1 protein-coding gene and 2 pseudogenes are annotated in these 2,592 nt (G+C 58.3%); 1 reads left to right on the forward strand and 2 read right to left on the reverse strand.

Features of this window, described 5'->3' with window-relative positions:
- A pseudogene (locus GEU01_RS27665) lies at window positions 1-796 on the reverse strand (IS5 family transposase); the annotation flags it as partial.
- Window positions 797-880: 84 nt separating this feature from the next.
- Here GEU01_RS27665 and GEU01_RS25220 point away from each other — a divergent pair.
- Window positions 881-1,765, forward strand: a pseudogene (locus tag GEU01_RS25220) (IS701 family transposase); the annotation flags it as partial.
- 70 nt (window positions 1,766-1,835) lie between these two features.
- Here the strand turns inward: GEU01_RS25220 and GEU01_RS20695 are convergent.
- The coding region (locus tag GEU01_RS20695) for an IS256 family transposase (RefSeq protein WP_019087550.1) at window positions 1,836-2,592 on the reverse strand (757 nt) is incomplete at its 5' end.

Genomic DNA, 2,592 nt, shown 5'->3' on the forward strand with positions numbered 1-2,592 from the left:
GGTATCCACTGGAGTGCTGACACGAGACTGACGAAGCCAAGATATGATTCCTTGGTTTTGTCATATCGGGTGGCAACGCGTCGCCAGTTCTTGAGTTTGTTGAACAGGCGCTCGACGAGATTGCGCCAGCGATATTTGGTTTTATCATGAGGTACAGGATTGCGACGGTTGCTTTTGCTCGGGATGACGGCTTCGATTTCGGCCTTGGCAAGTTCCTCGCGAATGAGGTCGGCATCGTAACCTTTGTCTGCCAGTAACGCCTCGATCTTGTCAGCGATCATGCGGAACAGCGGGCCGAAACCCTGAATATCGTGGGTCTGTCCCGGCGTCAGGACAAAACCGAGAGGGCGTCCCCTGGCGTCGCATCGGGCGTGCAGTTTGGTGGTGAAACCACCGCGCGATCGGCCAAGCGCCTCGGTTTCCTGTGTCCCTTTTTTATACCGATAGCACAATGATGTGCCCGGACCACCGTGCTGTCGATCATGTCGGCAGTGGTATCCCGCTCGACCATTTCAGCCAAGGTTTCGAGCATCGCATCGAACACGCCTGTCGTCACCCATCGTCGGTAGCGTCGGAACACGCTGTTCCACTTGCCATAATCATCAGGCAGGTGGCGCCACTGCGATCCGGTTCGGGCAATCCACATCATGCCTTCGAAATACAGACGATTGTCTTGCGCAGGACGGCAGCCACGACCCCTCTCAGGCGGAAGCAGCGCCCCGATGATGGCCCATTCCTCGTCCGAAAGCCCAATTCGCTCGCCCAACAACGCCTCCAAAAGGCAGCTTTGAATCAATCATGGACGTTACTGTCAACCTTTGTCCACGAAACCTAGCACTACAGTTGTGTTTTGATGCGAGATATGATTCCGTGTGTTGGTATGGAACGGAACAGGATGACAGGTGGCGCGTCTGTTGAGGAGACGCTGTCGCTGACGGTTGAGGGATTACGGGCGGTCAAGGAAAAGATACGTCCCCTGTTTGGTCAGGCACGGGTTGCGGTCTCAGCGGAGCATTATCTGGAAACGCTCCTGGGCAATCTGCCGCGCAAGACGGGCTGGCAACGTGCGGAAGCCGCAGGCGACGAAGGCCCCTGGCGTCAGCAGGCTTTGCTGGGCCGGACGCAGTGGGACGCTGACGGTCTGCGCGACATTGTCCGCGATCATGTTCAGATTACCCTGGGTGATGAAGACGCGGTTCTTGTGATCGATGAGACCGGTTTTCTCAAGAAAGGCAAGGCGTCCTGTGGTGTAGGGCGCCAGTACACGGGTTCGGCTGGCAAGATCACGAACTGTCAGGTTGGTGTGTTTGCAGCCTATGTTTCTTCACAGGGTCATGCTTTCGTGGATCGCGCCCTGTATCTTCCCAAAGCCTGGACATCAGATCCGGTACGGCTGTCTGCGGCCTCTGTTCCTGCGGACGTAACGTTTGCAACCAAACCTTCTCTGGCCCGACAGATGATCGAACGTGGCCTGCAGGCCGGCCTTCCCTTCGAATGGGTCGCTGCTGACAGTGTCTATGGCGTAGGGGAAATCGAAATGAGCCTGCGTCATGCCGCAAAAGGGTATGTTCTGGGGGTGGCAGGCAGTCACTGGTTCAACTCCTGGGGCCTGGGAGAGAGACCGGTTGCGGGAGAAGCCCGTGATATCGCCCGGGATGCTCCAGAAGAAGACTGGGTCTCCCTGTCAGCCGGACACGGGACGAAAGGCGATCGTCAGTATGACTGGCTGTGGTGTCCGCTCGCCGAACTCGAGGGGGCAGACTATACCCCGGCCGACAACAGAGGGAGTGTCCTGAAGTCTGTGTATCTGGCCTGGCCCATGGGTTTTCAGATACTCAAGCGGCGAAGCGCTCGCCGAACATTATGGCGAACTGGTTGCGGGCTGCAAACCATTCCCGAACATTCCGCCCGTCTTTCTCAAAGCTGCGGATCGCCAGGTAGATCAGCTTCGTTGCGGCATCGTCGGTCGGGAACGAACCGCGCGTCTTGATCGATTTGCGGATGACCCGGTTCAGGCTCTCGATGGCGTTCGTAGTGTATATGATCTTGCGGATCGCCGGATCGAAGGCAAAAAACGGGATCACTTCGGCCCATGCCCGGCGCCATGCCGGGGCGATCGACGCGTATTTCCCGGCCCATTTCTCCTCGAACGCATCGAGCTCTGCGGCCGCCATGTCAGCGGTCGCCGCCCCGTAGATCCGGCGCAGGTCGGCAGCCACGGCCTTGCGGTCCTTCCATGAGCAGAAGTTCAGGCTGTGGCGCACCAGGTGAACAATACAGGTCTGAACCATCGCCTCGGGAAAGGCGGCGGTGATGGCCTCGGGAAAGCCTTTCAGCCCGTCCACGACCGCGATCAGGATGTCCTGGATGCCCCGGTTCTTCAACTCGTTCATGACCGAAAGCCAGAATTTGGCGCCTTCATTCTCGGCGATCCAGAGCCCCAGAACCTCGCGCACTCCCTCGCGGGTGACACCGAGAGCAACGTAAACCGCCTTGTTTTTAACGGTCCGGCTGTCAGCATCGCGGATCTTTACCCGAAGGGCATCGAAGATCACGATGGGATACATCCGATCCAGCGCCCGGCCCTGCCAC

The sequence above is a fragment of the Komagataeibacter europaeus LMG 18890 genome (genome assembly GCF_000285295.1).
GTDB lineage: Bacteria > Pseudomonadota > Alphaproteobacteria > Acetobacterales > Acetobacteraceae > Komagataeibacter > Komagataeibacter europaeus.